The sequence below is a fragment of the Streptomyces sp. NPDC058045 genome (genome assembly GCF_042885635.1).
In the GTDB taxonomy this organism is placed as follows: domain Bacteria; phylum Actinomycetota; class Actinomycetes; order Streptomycetales; family Streptomycetaceae; genus Streptomyces.
The window spans coordinates 19,091-33,050 of the sequence record NZ_JBHVRR010000041.1 but is presented as its reverse complement, the minus strand read 5'-3'; the positions used below and the strand labels follow the sequence as shown (position 1 = coordinate 33,050).

General features: G+C 71.0%; 9 protein-coding genes. 1 reads left to right on the top strand and 8 read right to left on the bottom strand.

Annotation, left to right across the window (positions count from 1 at the left end; genetic code table 11):
• Positions 1 to 83 precede the first annotated feature (83 nt).
• Both pepN and ACFVST_RS22370 read right to left on the bottom strand, forming a co-directional pair.
• Positions 84 to 2,615, bottom strand: coding sequence for an aminopeptidase N (gene pepN / locus ACFVST_RS22375; RefSeq protein ID WP_390154759.1), 2,532 nt, complete (start codon positions 2,613 to 2,615; stop codon positions 84 to 86).
• A gap of 52 nt (positions 2,616 to 2,667) precedes the next feature.
• Positions 2,668 to 3,039 (bottom strand): chorismate mutase, encoded by a 372-nt coding sequence (locus ACFVST_RS22370; RefSeq protein WP_390154756.1) that lies wholly within the window; start codon positions 3,037 to 3,039, stop codon positions 2,668 to 2,670.
• Between the two features lie 105 nt (positions 3,040 to 3,144).
• On the opposite strand from ACFVST_RS22370, the gene ACFVST_RS22365 reads away from it, so the two are divergent.
• Complete coding sequence (locus ACFVST_RS22365) at positions 3,145 to 4,032, top strand: hypothetical protein (RefSeq protein WP_390154753.1); 888 nt, start codon at positions 3,145 to 3,147, stop codon at positions 4,030 to 4,032.
• Positions 4,033 to 4,102: 70 nt separating this feature from the next.
• Here ACFVST_RS22365 and ACFVST_RS22360 read toward each other — a convergent pair whose 3' ends face one another.
• From ACFVST_RS22360 to ACFVST_RS22335, 6 genes are all read right to left on the bottom strand, one after another.
• Positions 4,103 to 4,306: a cold-shock protein gene (locus tag ACFVST_RS22360; RefSeq protein WP_390154750.1), complete on the bottom strand. Its 204-nt coding sequence runs from the start codon at positions 4,304 to 4,306 to the stop codon at positions 4,103 to 4,105.
• 217 nt (positions 4,307 to 4,523) lie between these two features.
• Positions 4,524 to 5,984 carry a glutamate synthase subunit beta gene (locus tag ACFVST_RS22355; RefSeq protein ID WP_390154747.1) on the bottom strand — a complete coding sequence of 487 codons (1,461 nt, stop codon included), beginning with the start codon at positions 5,982 to 5,984 and terminating at the stop codon, positions 4,524 to 4,526.
• A complete protein-coding gene (gltB, locus tag ACFVST_RS22350; RefSeq protein WP_390154745.1) occupies positions 5,977 to 10,581 on the bottom strand; it encodes a glutamate synthase large subunit in 4,605 nt (1,534 codons plus the stop codon). The genes ACFVST_RS22355 and gltB overlap by 8 nt, the downstream gene beginning before the upstream one ends.
• Positions 10,582 to 11,019: 438 nt before the next feature.
• Entirely contained in the window at positions 11,020 to 11,751 is a 732-nt protein-coding gene (locus ACFVST_RS22345) for a VIT1/CCC1 transporter family protein (protein WP_390154742.1), read from the bottom strand.
• Between the two features lie 288 nt (positions 11,752 to 12,039).
• Positions 12,040 to 13,053: a prolipoprotein diacylglyceryl transferase gene (gene lgt, locus ACFVST_RS22340; protein ID WP_390154739.1), complete on the bottom strand. Its 1,014-nt coding sequence runs from the start codon at positions 13,051 to 13,053 to the stop codon at positions 12,040 to 12,042.
• Between the two features lie 108 nt (positions 13,054 to 13,161).
• The gene (locus ACFVST_RS22335; RefSeq protein ID WP_390154736.1) at positions 13,162 to 13,941 is read right to left on the bottom strand and encodes a DsbA family protein; all 780 of its coding nucleotides are present in this window, start codon (positions 13,939 to 13,941) and stop codon (positions 13,162 to 13,164) included.
• Positions 13,942 to 13,960 lie beyond the last annotated feature (19 nt).

The window sequence follows — 13,960 nt, the reverse complement described above, 5'->3', positions numbered from 1 at the left end:
ACGCACATCGTGGTCGCCGCCCGCCGCACCGCGCACCCCCTGTCCGCGGAACCCCACCGGCCGTACTACGTGCGGACACGCCCCTACCCCCGGGTCCGCAAAGTCCGGGTGAGGTCGGAGAGGTTGTCGGTGAGTTTGCGGCGGAGGGCGGGGGTGGGGGAGGCGGTGCGGAGGCAGGTTTCGGTGAGTTCGCGGGTGCGGTGGTCGACGGCGTGGGCGGGGTAGGCGTGGCGGCCGGCGGCTTCGGCTATGGCGGGGCTGCGGCGGGCGGCGAGGGCGACCGCGTCGGTGAAGTAGCGGGGGATGAACTCGTCGAGGATCTCGGCCTGTTCGGGCTGCCAGAAGCCTTGGGCGGTGGCGGTGAAGAGGTAGGTGGAGAGGGTGTCGTCGGTGAAAAGGCGGTCCCAGGCGCGGTGTTTTGAAGCGGGGTCGGGGAGGGCGGCGAGGCAGCGGGCGGCGCCTTCCTGGCCGGTGGCGCTGGGGTCGCGGGCGAGTTCGGTGTCGATGGCGGTCTCGTCCACGGCGCCGAGGACGGCGAGCCGGGTGAGGATGCGCCAGCGCAGTTCGGGGTCGAGGTCGGGGCCGCCGGGGACGGAGTCGTCGGCGAGCCAGGCGCTGATGGTGTGCGGCTGGGTGGCGGCGTTGACGAGGTGGCGTACGGCGGTGAGGCGGAGGCCGGGGTGGTCGCCGTCCTCGGTGCGGCGGATGAGGTCGCGGCAGAGGTCGGTGATGGTGGTGAGGGCGGCGGTGCGTCCGGTGCCGGCGAGGTGGCGGTCGGCGATCTGGAGGGCGGCGAAGTTGAGGACGCCCTGCACGATGGACAGGTCGCTCTCGTACGGGAGTTGGGCGCGGGCGGCGTCCAGGTAGGTGGTGGGGGCGAGTTCGCCGTCGCGGACCATGTCGCGGGCGGCGTTCCAGAGGACGGCGCGGGCGAGGGGGTCGGGCAGGGCGGAGAGGGAGGTGAGGGCGGTCTCCCAGGAGTGCGGGTCGAGCCGGATCTTGGCGTAGCTGTGGTCCTGGTCGTTGAGGAGGACCAGGTCGGGGCGGCGGCCCTGGCCGGTGACGGTGGTGGGGGCGCCGTCGGCGGGGAGGTGGTGGTCCAGGCGGTCGCGGAGTACGAGGCGGCCGGTGTCGGCGAGTTCGCGGTCGTAGAGGCCGATGGTGAGGCGATGGGGGCGGAGGCCGGTGTGCTGGATGCCGAGGGTCCAGGTGCCCTGGTCGGCGGTGACGGCGGGGGTGAGGGTGTCGACGCCGGTGGTGCGGAGCCAGGCTGCGGCCCAGGCGTGCAGGTCGCGGTCGCTGTGCTGGGCGAGGGAGTCGATGAAGTCGGCGAGGGTGGCGTTGCCGAAGCGGTGGCGGCGGATGTGGGTGTTGATGCCGGCGAGGAAGTTCTCCTCCCCCAGCCAGTGGACGAGTTGGCGCAGTGCGGAGGCGCCCTTGGCGTAGGAGATGCCGTCGAAGTTGAGCAGCGCGGCGGCGGTGTCGTCGACGGCGTCGGGGGCCACGGGGTGGGTGGAGGGGCGCTGGTCGGCGTCGTAGCCCCAGGCTTTGCGTACGACGCCGAAGTCGACCCAGGTGTCGCGGAACGGGGTGGCTTCGGTGAGGGTCTGGTAGCCCATGTACTCGGCGAAGGACTCGTTGAGCCAGATGTCGTCCCACCACTTGAGGGTGACGAGGTCGCCGAACCACATATGGGCCATCTCGTGGGCGATGACCATGGCGCGGGTCTGGCGTTCGGTGTCGGTGACGGCGGAGCGGTAGACGAACTCGTCGCGGAAGGTGACGAGTCCCGGGTTCTCCATGGCGCCGGCGTTGAACTCGGGGACGAAGGCCTGGTCGTAGGAGTCGAACGGGTAGGGCTCGTCGAACTTCTCGTGGTAGCGGTCGAAGCAGGCGGTGGTGAGGGCGAGGAGTTCCTCGGCGTCGGCTTCCAGGTGGGGGGCGAGGGAGCGGCGGCAGTGCAGGCCGAAGGGCAGACCGCGGTGCTCGGTGCGCACGGTGTGCCAGGGTCCGGCGGCGACGGCGACGAGGTAGGTGGAGATGAGGGGGGTGGGGGCGGCGCGCCAACTGCCGTCTCCCTGGGGCTCGGTGACGCTGTTGGCGAGGACGCGCCAGCCGTCGGGCGCGGTGACGGTGAGCTCGAAGACGGCCTTGAGGTCGGGCTGGTCGAAGGCGCAGAAGACGCGCTGGACGTCGTCCAGGAAGAGCTGGGTGTAGGTGTAGGTCTCACCGTCGGTGGGGTCGGTGAAGCGGTGCATCCCCTCGCCGGTGCGGGAGTAGCGCATGGTGGCTTCGGTGGTGAGTTGGTGCGGGCCGGGGGTGAGGCCGGTGAGGGGGAGGCGGTTGCCGTCCAGGGTGCCGGGGTCGAGGGGGCGGCCGTCGAGGGTGGCGGTGTGCAGCCGCTCGGGTTTGATGTCGGCGAAGGTGTCCGCGGTGCCGCAGCCGTCGTGGCCGTCGTGGCCGTCGGGAACGGTGACGGTGAAGCGGATGGTGGTGCGGGAGGTGAAGGTCTCCTCGCCGCCGGTCAGGTCGAGTTCGACGGTGTAGTGCTGTACGTCGAGGAGCTCGGCTCGGCTGTGCGCTTCGTCGCGCGTCAGTACGGACATCTTCGGCATGGCGTCATGCTGCCATGGCCGCTCGCGGCGGTGGCGGGCGGCGGTGGTGGGGCTACCGGCCGGCGGTCGGGGCGCTGGTGTCGGCGATGCGCTCGTGGTGGCGGATCACTTCGGCGATGACGAAGTTGAGGAGTTTCTCCGCGAACGCCGGGTCGAGTTTGGCGTTCTCGGCGAGGCTGCGGAGGCGGGCGATCTGCTGGGCCTCGCGGGACGGGTCGGCGGGCGGGAGCCGGTGCGCGGCCTTGAGGTGGCCGACCTGCTGGGTGCACTTGAACCGTTCGGCGAGCATATGGACGACTGCGGCGTCGATGTTGTCGATGCTGTCCCGCAGCCGTCCCAGCTCGGCCCGGACCGCGGGGTCGACCGCGTCACCCGCCTCCACGGGCTCGACGGAGGACGGGCGGTCGGCGTCACTGGTGGTCATGAGGGGCACCCTACGTGGGACGGAGGCGGTGCTTCCGGAGTGCCCGGATGGCAGGACGGGCACGCCCTAGGGTGAGTGCGGTTCCCTGGTAGGGAGGGTGGGCGCGTGGCGGACGGTGGGCCGGTGGAGCACGGGTTCCCGCATCTGGCGACGGTACGGGCCGCGATCACGGCGCTGTACCGGCGGCTGTCGCCGGACACGGTGGCGCAGTTCGCGTCGAGTGTGGTGCCCGCGGATGTGGCGTTCGCGGACGCCGACGAACTGCATCTGGGGGTGCAGCGGGTGGCGGCCGGGATGGTGCGGCACTTCCGGCTGCCGGACGCGCGGTTCGTGGTGTCGTTCCGGGAGATGCGTCATGCGGCGAATGTCGAACTGGCCGCGGGGCCCGAGTACTTCGTGGAGTTGAACGACCGTTTCCGTACCCATCGGCGGGATATCGGGGCGGCGCTGGCGCACGAGGTGGCGCATGTGTATCTGCACCGGCTGGGCCTGGCTTTCGACGGGGTGCGGGACAACGAGATCCTCACCGACACGGTGACCGCTTATCTGGGCGCGGGCTGGCTGCTGCTGGACGCTTTCCGGGAGGACGGGATGTCCTCGCAGAAGCTGGGCTATCTGACGCCGGAGGAATTCGGTTTCGTACTGGCGAAGCGGGCGGACGTGTTCGGGGAGGATCCCTCGCCGTGGTTCACCAGCGCGCAGGCGTACTCGGCCTATGTGCGGGGTGCGGAGCGGGCGCGGCTCGACGGGCGGTTGCCGCCGCTGGCGGCCGCGGGCTGGGTGGGGCGGCGGCGCTACGCGCGGGAGCGGAGGCTGGCGCTCCAGGGCCGGGCGACGGATCCGGCCGCGGGGCCCTACCGCTTCGAGCCCGGTTCACCGCCGCGGGTGTCGTTCCCCTGTCCGACCTGCGGGCAGCGGATCCGGGTGCCGGTACGGGGGCGGGTGCGGGCGCGGTGCGGGCTGTGCCGGACGGTGCTGGACGTGGACACCTGAGCGGCGGGCACGGGACGGGGCCCGCACCGGGTGGGTGCGGGCCCCGTCCACGGAGGTTCGTCTCGGCGGTTCAGGCCGGAACGATGTTCTCCGCCTGAAGGCCCTTCTGGCCCTGGACCACGTCGAACGTGACCGACTGGCCCTCCAGGAGCTCACGGAATCCCGAGGCGTTGATGTTCGAGTAGTGCGCGAAGACGTCGGCGCCGCCGCCGTCCTGGGCGATGAACCCGAAGCCCTTCTCCGAGTTGAACCACTTCACCGTTCCGGTGGCCATGCGTTTTCTCCTTCTGAGGGGGATTACGGGGAACAGCATCGCTGAAATCCCCTGTCCCGCCGTTGAGCCCCACCCGGGGAAGTCCGGAAAACAATAAATGCGCGGTCGAAACGGCACACCGGACCGGACGCGGCGCGGCGCCCGCATGGTCCGGTCGGGGACGAGGCGGGCGCCGCGTTCATGTTCCGTACGCCGTTGTACGGGACGGTGGTGGGCCTCAGACGGTGAGGGCCCGGTCGGTGGGGTGGACGGGGGCGGGCAGGTCGCTGGCCCCGGTGAGGAAGCGGTCCACGCCGCGGGCGGCGGAGCGGCCCTCGGCGATGGCCCACACGATGAGTGACTGCCCGCGGCCGGCGTCACCGGCGACGAACACCCCGGGCACATTGGTCTGGAAGTCGGCGTCGCGGGCGATGTTGCCGCGCTCGTCGACGTCCAGGCCGAACTGCTCGACCAGCCCGTTGGAGCGGTCGGTGCCGGTGAACCCCATGGCGAGGGTGACCAGTTGGGCGGGGATACGGCGCTCGGTGCCGGGCTTGGGGACGGGGCGGCCGTCGGCGAACTCGACCTCGGTGAGGTGCAGCCACTGCACGTTGCCGTCCCCGTCGCCCTCGAAGTGGGTGGTGGAGACGGAGTAGACCCGCTCGCCGCCCTCCTCGTGCGCGGAGGTCACCTTGTACAGCAGGGGGAACGTCGGCCAGGGCTGGCCGTCGCTCCGCTCCTCGCCGGGGCGGGGCATGATCTCCAGCTGGGTGACGGAGGCGGCGCCCTGGCGGTGGGCGGTGCCCACGCAGTCGGCGCCGGTGTCGCCGCCGCCGATGACGACGACATGCTTGCCCTCGGCGGTGATCGGCGGCTGGACGAGGTCGCCCTCCTGCACCTTGTTGGAGAGCGGCAGGTACTCCATGGCGAAGTGGACGCCGTTCAGCTCCCGGCCGGGTACGGGCAGGTCGCGGGAGACGGTGGCGCCGGCGGCGATGACGACGGCGTCGTAGCGCTTGCGGAGGCTGGTGGCCTCCATGTCGCGGCCGATCTCGACGCCGGTGCGGAACTTGGTGCCCTCGGCGCGCATCTGCTCGATACGGCGGTTGATGTGCCGCTTCTCCATCTTGAACTCGGGGATGCCGTAGCGGAGCAGGCCGCCGATGCGGTCGGCGCGCTCGTAGACGGCGACGGTGTGGCCGGCCCGGGTGAGCTGCTGGGCGGCGGCCAGGCCGGCGGGGCCCGAGCCGATGACGGCGACGGTCTTGCCGGAGAGCCGTTCCGGGGCGCGGGGGGCGACGCCGCCGCCCTCCCAGGCCTGGTCGATGATGGAGACCTCGACGTTCTTGATGGTGACGGGCTGCTGGTTGATGCCGAGGACGCACGCCGACTCGCAGGGCGCGGGGCACAACCGGCCGGTGAACTCGGGGAAGTTGTTGGTGGCGTGCAGCCGTTCGGAGGCGGCCTGCCAGTCGCCGCGGTAGGCGTAGTCGTTCCACTCGGGGATGAGGTTTCCGAGCGGGCAGCCGTTGTGGCAGAAGGGGATGCCGCAGTCCATGCAGCGGCTGGCCTGCTCGGAGACGATCGGCAGCAGGGAGCCGGGGACGTACACCTCGTTCCAGTCGTGTACGCGCTCGCCGACGGGGCGGGTCTCGGCGACCTCGCGGCCGTGGTTGAGGAAGCCCTTGGGATCAGCCATTGGTCGCCGCCTCCATCATCTTCTCGGTGATCTGGGTCGGGGAGAGACCGGCCCGCTCGGCGGCGTCCTTGGCGGCGAGCACTGCCTTGTACGTACTGGGGATGATCTTGCTGAAGCGGGGGGTGGCCGCGTCCCAGTCGTCGAGGAGCTTGGCGGCGACGGTGGAGCCGGTCTCCTCGTGGTGGCGGCGCACCGCGTCGTGCAGCCACCGCCGGTCGGTGTCGTCCAGGGGCTCGACGGCGGCGGCGTTGCCCGGGTTGACGTGGTCGGGGTTCAGGTCGAGCACATAGGCGGTGCCGCCGGACATACCGGCCGCGAAGTTGCGTCCGGTGGGGCCGAGGACGACGGCGTGGCCGCCGGTCATGTACTCGCAGCCGTGGTCGCCGACCCCTTCGGAGACCACGGTGGCACCGGAGTTGCGGACGCAGAAGCGCTCGCCGGTGCGGCCCCGCAGGAAGAGTTCACCGCTGGTGGCGCCGTAGGCGATGGTGTTGCCGGCGATGGTGGAGAACTCGGCGAGGTGGTCGGCGCCGCGGTCCGGGCGGACCACGATCCGGCCGCCGGAGAGCCCCTTGCCGACGTAGTCGTTGGCGTCGCCCTCCAGCCGCAGGGTGATCCCGCGCGGTACGAACGCACCGAAGGACTGGCCGGCGGAGCCGGTGAAGGTGATGTCGATGGTGTCGTCGGGCAGTCCCGCGCCGCCGAACCGCTTGGTCACCTCGTGGCCGAGCATGGTGCCGACGGTGCGGTTGATGTTGCGGATGGCGACCTGGGCGCGTACCGGCTGGGCGGCGGTGTCCGACTCGGCGTTCAGGGCGTCGGCGGCCAGCCGGACCAGCTCGTTGTCGAGGGCCTTGGCCAGTCCGTGGTCCTGGGCGACGAGCTGGTGGCGGACGGCGCCGTCGGGCAGTTCGGGTACGTGCAGCAGCGGCGCCAGGTCGAGGCCCTGTGCCTTCCAGTGGTCGACGGCGCGGCCCACATCGAGTGCCTCGGCGTGGCCGACGGCCTCCTGCACGGAGCGGAAGCCCAGCTCGGCGAGGATCTCGCGGACCTCCTCGGCGATGAACTCGAAGAAGTTCACCACGTGTTCGGCCTTGCCGGTGAAGCGCTCGCGCAGCACCGGGTTCTGGGTGGCGATACCGACGGGGCAGGTGTCGAGGTGGCAGACGCGCATCAGGACGCAGCCGGAGACGACCAGCGGCGCGGTGGCGAAGCCGAACTCCTCGGCGCCGAGCAGCGCGGCGACGACCACATCGCGGCCGGTCTTCAACTGGCCGTCGGTCTGCACCACGATGCGGTCCCGCAGCCCGTTGAGCAGCAGCGTCTGCTGGGTCTCGGCGAGGCCCAGCTCCCAGGGGCCGCCGGCGTGCTTGAGCGAGGTCAGGGGGGAGGCGCCGGTGCCGCCGTCGTGGCCGGAGATCAGCACCACATCGGCGTGCGCCTTGGAGACACCGGCGGCGACGGTGCCGACGCCGACCTCGGAGACCAGCTTCACGTGGATGCGGGCCGCCGGGTTGGCGTTCTTGAGGTCGTGGATGAGCTGGGCGAGGTCCTCGATGGAGTAGATGTCGTGGTGCGGCGGCGGCGAGATCAGGCCGACGCCGGGGGTGGAGTGCCGGGTGCCGGCGACCCACGGATAGACCTTGTGGCCGGGGAGTTGGCCGCCCTCGCCGGGCTTGGCGCCCTGCGCCATCTTGATCTGGATGTCGTCGGCGTTGACCAGGTACTCGGAGGTGACGCCGAAGCGGCCGGAGGCCACCTGCTTGATCGCGGAGCGGCGCACCGGGTCGTAGAGGCGGTCCGGATCCTCGCCGCCCTCACCGGTGTTGGACTTGCCGCCGAGCCGGTTCATGGCGACGGCGAGCGTCTCGTGCGCCTCCTTGGAGATGGAGCCGTACGACATGGCGCCGGTGGAGAAGCGCTTGACGATCTCGGAGACCGGCTCGACCTCGTCGAGGTCGACGGGCTCGCGGCCCGAGTCGAAGCCGAAGAGGCCGCGGAGCGTCATCAGCCGCTCGGACTGCTCGTTCACCCGGTCCGTGTACTTCTTGAAGATGTCGTAGCGGCGGGCGCGGGTGGAGTGCTGGAGCCGGAAGACGGTGTCCGGGTCGAAGAGGTGCGGCTCGCCCTCGCGGCGCCACTGGTACTCGCCGCCGATGTCCAGCGCGCGGTGCGCGGACGCGATCCCGGAGGCCGGGTACGCCTTGGCGTGGCGGGCGGCGACCTCCCGGGCGATCACGTCGACGCCGACGCCGCCGATCTTGGTGGTGGTGCCGTCGAAGTACCGGGTGACGAACTCCTCGTCCAGGCCGATCGCTTCGAAGACCTGGGCGCCGCGGTAGGAGGCCACGGTGGAGATGCCCATCTTCGACATCACCTTGAGCACGCCCTTGCCGAGGGCGTGGATCAGATTGCGGATGGCCTGCTCGGCCTCGATCCCGGCGAGGAAGGTCCCGGCGCGCACCAGGTCCTCGACGGACTCCATCGCCAGGTACGGGTTGACGGCGGCGGCGCCGAAGCCGATGAGCGTCGCCACATGGTGCACCTCGCGGACGTCGCCGGCCTCCACCAGCAGACCCACCTGGGTGCGCTGCTTGGTGCGGATGAGGTGGTGGTGGACGGCGGCGGTGAGCAGCAGGGACGGGATCGGGGCGTGCTCGGCGTCGGAGTGCCGGTCGGAGAGGACGATCAGGCGGGCGCCGTTCTCGATGGCGGTGTCGGCCTCGGCGCAGATCTCGTCGATGCGCTCGGCGAGTGCGGTGCCGCCGCCGGAGACGCGGTAAAGACCGGAGAGGGTGACCGAGGTCAGGCCGGGCATGTCGCCGTCGGCGTTGATGTGGATGAGCTTGGCCAGCTCGTCGTTGTCGATCACCGGGAACGGCAGGGTGACGCTGCGGCAGGACGCGGCGGTCGGCTCCAGCAGATTGCCCTGCGGGCCGAGGGAGGACCGCAGCGAGGTGACCAGTTCCTCCCGGATGGCGTCCAGCGGCGGGTTGGTGACCTGCGCGAAGAGCTGGGTGAAGTAGTCGAAGAGGAGGCGGGGGCGGTCGGAGAGGGCGGCGATGGGGGTGTCGGTGCCCATCGAGCCGATCGGTTCCGCGGCGGCCTTCGCCATCGGCGCGAGCAGGACCCGCAGCTCCTCCTCGGTGTAGCCGAAGGTCTGCTGGCGGCGGGTGACGGAGGCGTGAGTATGCACGATGTGCTCGCGCTCGGGGAGGTCCCCCAGACCGATCTCACCGCTCTCCAGCCACTCCTGGTAGGGCTGTTCGGCGGCGAGGGACGCCTTGATCTCCTCGTCCTCGATGATGCGGTGCTCGGCGGTGTCCACCAGGAACATCCGGCCGGGCTGGAGGCGGCCCTTGCGGACGACCCTGGCCGGGTCGATGTCGAGTACGCCGACCTCGGAGCCGAGCACCACCAGCCCGTCGTCGGTGACCCAGTAGCGGCCGGGGCGCAGCCCGTTGCGGTCGAGGACGGCGCCGACCTGGACGCCGTCGGTGAAGGTGACGCAGGCCGGACCGTCCCAGGGCTCCATCATCGAGGAGTGGTACTGGTAGAAGGCGCGCCGGGCGGCGTCCTCCGGGGTGGAGACGGGGTGCCCCTCCCAGGCCTCCGGGATCATCATCAGCACCGAGTGCGGCAGGGAGCGCCCGCCGAGGTGCAGCAGTTCCAGGACCTCGTCGAAGGACGCGGAGTCGGAGGCGTCGGGGGTGCAGACGGGGAAGATCCGGTCCAGGCCGCCCTCGCCGAAGAGGCCGGAGGCGAGCTGCGACTCACGGGCCCGCATCCAGTTCCGGTTGCCCTTGACGGTGTTGATCTCGCCGTTGTGCGCGACGAAGCGGTACGGGTGGGCGAGCGGCCAGCTCGGGAAGGTGTTGGTGGAGAACCGCGAGTGCACCAGGGCGACGGCGGACGCGAAACGGCGGTCCGACAGATCGGGGAAGAACGGCTCCAACTGGCCGGTGGTCAACATGCCCTTGTAGACGATGGTGCGGGCGGACAACGAGGGGAAGTAGACGCCGAGTTCACGTTCGGCGCGCTTGCGCAGCACAAAGGCCCGGCGGTCCAGGGCGATGTCCCGGGCGGTGCCGTCGGCGTCGGCCACGAAGAGCTGGCGGAAGGCGGGCATGGTGGCGCGGGCGCTGGCGCCGAGCAGCGCCGGGGCGACGGGCACCTCGCGCCAGCCGAGAACAGTGAGGCCCTCTTCGGCGGCGAGCTCCTCGACCCGGGCGGCGGCGGAGTCGGTGCCGACCTGCGGAAGGAAGGCGATCCCTACCGCATAGGCACCGGCCGCGGGAAGGTCGAATCCGGCCACTTCGCGGAGGAAGGCGTCGGGGACCTGGGAGAGGATGCCGGCCCCGTCACCGGAGTCCGGCTCGGAGCCGGTGGCACCACGGTGTTCGAGGTTGGTCAGTACGGTCAGCGCCTGCTCGACCAGCGTATGGCTCGGCTCTCCGGTGAGGGTCGCCACGAAGCCGACACCGCAGGCGTCGTGCTCGTCACGCGGGTCGTACATGCCCTGGGCGGCAGGGCGGGCATCCATATGCGCCCAGGTGCGGGGCGCGGGATGCGGGGACGGCTGGCGCGGCGTACGCATCGGCTCTCCCGTCGTCGTCGGGGCTGGGGGGTGCCTCCCGGACGACCACGTCCTGAAGGCGGAAGGCCCAGGGACGACGTTGGCCCTTGGCTAAATCTGGTGCAGGTTACATGATGGAGCGATTCTCGAAAACTGGATACTCGGTTCCAACATGCGAACACCGGGAGGGGGTGCGGAACTCCCGCGCACGGCTGTGAGCAGGAAGGATCCACCGGACGGAGCGACGCCCGGGTGGAGCGGACCACAAAGGCCCGCGGTACGGCGGAGTTACTGCACCGGGTGGTGCCAGAGGTTCTGGAAGGGTCCCGGGAGGGACGGGGTCCTGCGATCTCGGCGGGCTTCATTGCCCGCGGCGCTTACGGCTCATGCCCGGGGCCCGTCAGATTGAAACCACCGGATATGGCTGCTTATACGAGGCTTCGTATAGTGGCGCGCCGTCTATCCTACGGCCGCGCCGAACAGCGCGCCCAGGAGATACGTCACACCTGCCGCCGCCCCACCGAGCGCCAACTGCCGCAGCCCGCTGAACCACCAGGAGCGCGCGGTCACCCGGGCCACCACCGCACCGCAGCCGAAGAGCCCCACCAGCGCCAGCATCACCGCGGGCCACAGCGCACTGGCACCCAGCAGATAGGGCAGCACCGGCAGCAGCGCACCCAGCGCGAAGGAACCGAAGGAGGAGACCGCCGCCACGGTCGGCGAGGGCAGATCCCCCGGGTCGATGCCCAACTCCTCGCGGGCGTGTATCTCCAGGGCCTGCTCCGGATCCTTGGACAACTGCCGGGCGACCTCCCGGGCCAGCTCCGGCTCCACCCCGCGGGACTCGTACAGCGCGGCCAGCTCATGCTCCTCGTCCTGCGGGTGCCGGCTCAACTCCCGGCGCTCCACGTCCAGTTCGGCCAGGACGAGTTCGCGCTGCGAGGCGACGGAGGTGTACTCGCCGGCCGCCATGGAGAAGGCACCCGCGGCCAGGCCCGCGAGACCGGTGATCACGATGGTCTGCTGGGAGACGGCGCCGCCCGCGACACCCGTCATCAGGGCCAGATTGGAGACCAGTCCGTCCATCGCCCCGAAGACCGCGGGGCGCAGCCAGCCCCCGTTCACATCACGGTGGGTGTGGTTGTCCCGGTGGGCCTCGTGGAGTGCGGCTTCGGTCTCGATGATCGCCATGCCGTCGAAAATACGCACGAAAATCCGCCGCCGCCAGCAAGGAAGGCCGTACTTACCTGCGCTTTCGGACGTTCCGCGGCCTCCCGGGCACGGTGGGTACCGGGCCTCGGAGCAGGGCTTTCGACGCGAACGGCGACCGGGAGCCGGGGGCGGAGGCCGACTGTCCGCTGACCCTCGGTGAGCACGGAGCGGGCACGGCGGGCATGACAAAGGGCGCCGGGCCGCGAGGTCCGGCGCCCTTCGCATACGCGGAGCGGGCGGGGGCGACGGGTGCCACTCCCTGAGCGGTCAGCCCTCCCGGGCCGGCGCGGCCGCCTTCTCGCCGTCCTTGTCCCCGGCATCCTCGGCCTTCTCTTCGGCCGTCACGTCCGCCTTCTCAGCGGCTTCGGAGGCCTCGGGGGCTTCGGACGCCGCTGCCTTGCCGGAGCCGGCGCCCTTCTCGGCCTTCTTCCCGCCGGCCTTCTCCGCTTCCGCCGCGTCGGACTCGGCGCCCGGTTCCACCGTCTCCTCGCGGCCCGGGCGGAGCTTCGCCGAGAGCACCAGATAGACGACGGCGAGCACGAAGACGCCGATCGCCGTCCAGTCGTTGAGCCGCAGACCGAGGACATGGTGCGCGTCGTCGACCCGCAGGTACTCGATCCAGCCGCGGCCCACGCAGTACGCGGCGACGTACAGGGCGAAGGCGCGGCCGTGGCCCAGCTTGAAGCGGCGGTCCGCCCAGATCACCAGGAGGGCGACGCCGACGCACCACAGCGACTCGTAGAGGAAGGTCGGGTGGTAGGTGCCGGGGACGCGGCCGTCGGTGGTGGAGGTGATCTTCAGCGCCCAGGGGACGTCGGTGGGCTTGCCGTAGAGCTCCTGGTTGAACCAGTTGCCCCAGCGGCCGCAGGCCTGGGCGAGGGCGATACCGGGGGCGATGGCGTCCGCGTAGGCGGGCATCGGGATGCCGCGGCGGCGGCAGCCGATCCAGGCGCCGACGGCGCCGAGCGCGATGGCGCCCCAGATACCGAGGCCGCCCTCCCAGATCTTGAAGGCGTCGACCCAGTTCCGGCCTTCGCTGAAGTAGAGCTGGTAGTCGGTGATCACGTGGTACAGCCGGCCGCCCACCAGGCCGAACGGCACCGCCCACACCGCGATGTCGGCGACCGTGCCGGAGCGGCCGCCGCGTTTGATCCAGCGCCGGTTGCCGATCCAGACGGCTACGAAGACGCCGATGATGATGCAGAACGCATAGCCGCGCAGCGGAAGGGGGCCGAGGTGCAGCACTCCGCGCGAGGGACTGGGGATGAAGGCAAGGTCCATGGCACGCCCGACGCTACCGTGCCGGACGGCGACGCGGGAATTCCGCGTGCTACGGCTCCATAACGCGCCGCCCGTCCGTGCCCCGCCCTCATCCCCGGTGCGCCGCCGTCATGCCTTGTCCGCGGCCTGCACCATCTGCTTCAGCTTCTGCGGGGTGAGCGGGTTCTTCTGGTCGGAGTAGATGTCCTTGCCGTTGAGCAGGATGGTGGGCGTGCCGCCGAAGCCGCCCTTCTGGAAGGCCTGGTCGGACTTGCCCACCCAACTGTTGTGGGTGCCGTCGTCGACGCAGGAGCGGAAGGACGGGGTGTCCAGGCCGGGCACCTTCTGCGCCAGCCCCGTCAGCTTGGCGTTGTCCGCGAAGGAGTCGGTGGTCTCCGCGGGCTGGTTCTCGTAGAGCACATCGTGGTAGGCGGGGAACTTTCCGGCCTGCTGGGCGCAGGCCGCCGCGTTCGCCGCGTGCAGGGAGCCGCTGCCGCCCATGTTCTGGTCGATCAGGGTGGCCAGGTGGTACTCGACCTTCAACTGCCCGGACCGCGTCAACTCGTGGATCGTGGCGCGGTAGGTGTCCTCGAACTGCTTGCAGGCGGGGCAGCGGAAGTCCTCCCAGATGGTGAGGGTGGACTTGGCGGACTCCTGGCCCACGGGGATGGCCAGCCCGTTCTTGCCGGTGGCGCCCTGCGGCGCGACGACCGGGCCCGCCTGCTTGCTGCTGCCGCCGCCCGAATTGGCCGCGATCACTCCGCCCACCGCGGCCAGCGCCAGCACGCCGACCACCGCACCCGAGACGATCAGCGTCCGGCGGCGCTTCTCCCGGGACTTCTCCCGCTCCCGCTGCGCGGCCAGTCGCTCGCGGGCGGTGCGCTTTCCCCTACGGTTGTTGTCACTCACACCCCGCAAACGAAGCGGG

Coding starts and splice junctions, on each gene's coding strand:
- pepN (WP_390154759.1), bottom strand. CDS start 2,615: ATGCCGAAGATGTCCGTACTGACGCGCGACGAAGCGCACAGCCGAGCC.
- ACFVST_RS22370 (WP_390154756.1), bottom strand. CDS start 3,039: ATGACCACCAGTGACGCCGACCGCCCGTCCTCCGTCGAGCCCGTGGAG.
- ACFVST_RS22360 (WP_390154750.1), bottom strand. CDS start 4,306: ATGGCCACCGGAACGGTGAAGTGGTTCAACTCGGAGAAGGGCTTCGGG.
- ACFVST_RS22355 (WP_390154747.1), bottom strand. CDS start 5,984: ATGGCTGATCCCAAGGGCTTCCTCAACCACGGCCGCGAGGTCGCCGAG.
- gltB (WP_390154745.1), bottom strand. CDS start 10,581: ATGCGTACGCCGCGCCAGCCGTCCCCGCATCCCGCGCCCCGCACCTGG.
- ACFVST_RS22345 (WP_390154742.1), bottom strand. CDS start 11,751: ATGGCGATCATCGAGACCGAAGCCGCACTCCACGAGGCCCACCGGGAC.
- lgt (WP_390154739.1), bottom strand. CDS start 13,053: ATGGACCTTGCCTTCATCCCCAGTCCCTCGCGCGGAGTGCTGCACCTC.